The sequence below is a fragment of the Parendozoicomonas verongulae genome, assembly GCF_009711465.1.
Lineage (GTDB): Bacteria > Pseudomonadota > Gammaproteobacteria > Pseudomonadales > Endozoicomonadaceae > Sansalvadorimonas > Sansalvadorimonas verongulae.
Genome location: NZ_SMME01000570.1, coordinates 357 through 943, shown reverse-complemented (window position 1 = coordinate 943; position 587 = coordinate 357). Strand labels below are relative to the sequence as shown.

General features: G+C 50.3%; 1 protein-coding gene. It reads left to right on the top strand.

All coding sequences use genetic code 11. The features are described from left to right. Positions 1-532 (top strand): hypothetical protein (locus E1189_RS01580; RefSeq protein ID WP_196220993.1); only part of this gene is annotated, 532 nt, incomplete at its 5' end. Positions 533-587 lie beyond the last annotated feature (55 nt).

Below are 587 nucleotides of genomic sequence, written 5' to 3'. Positions count from 1 at the left end.
CTTTACCCGGCTGCGCACCCAGGCCGCCGGAGGACGGGCGAATGCCCCCTGTGATAACAAGGAGATCGAGCTGGGTATAGCGGCCATTTTCATTAGTGTGAGAGCGTGGAGACAGTTTGATGAACTGCAACTGGAAAAACAGTTGTTTTCAGGGTTCGAAACCAGCCTCTGTTTAAGTCTCCGAAACTTCCAGGAAGTTACAGTCGTTAAGGACATCATGCCCGAGCATACGGTTCTTCTGGGGAAAGCGTTACATTGGGCAGCTCGTGCGGTAGAGGACAGTGGAGGCACAAGTGCATCCTGTCTCAGTCAGCTGGCTCACTGCTTCCGTCTTGCATCTGTCTGGCCTAAATCCATGCTGCAAACCCTGGGCATTGAAGAAAACAAGGAGCACGAGTTCAAACAGAAAGCAGATTCACTCTTTGCTCTAGCCAACGCCCTTGAACCCCATCGACTTGAACTGAAGAAAGATGAACCCTGGAGATATCATGAGCGAGAGTTATTAATGCGTATCTCTGCTTTCCAATATTGAACGTCAGACAGCTCCGTTAGTGATCCTGCCATGACTGCGTAACTTTCAAACGGTC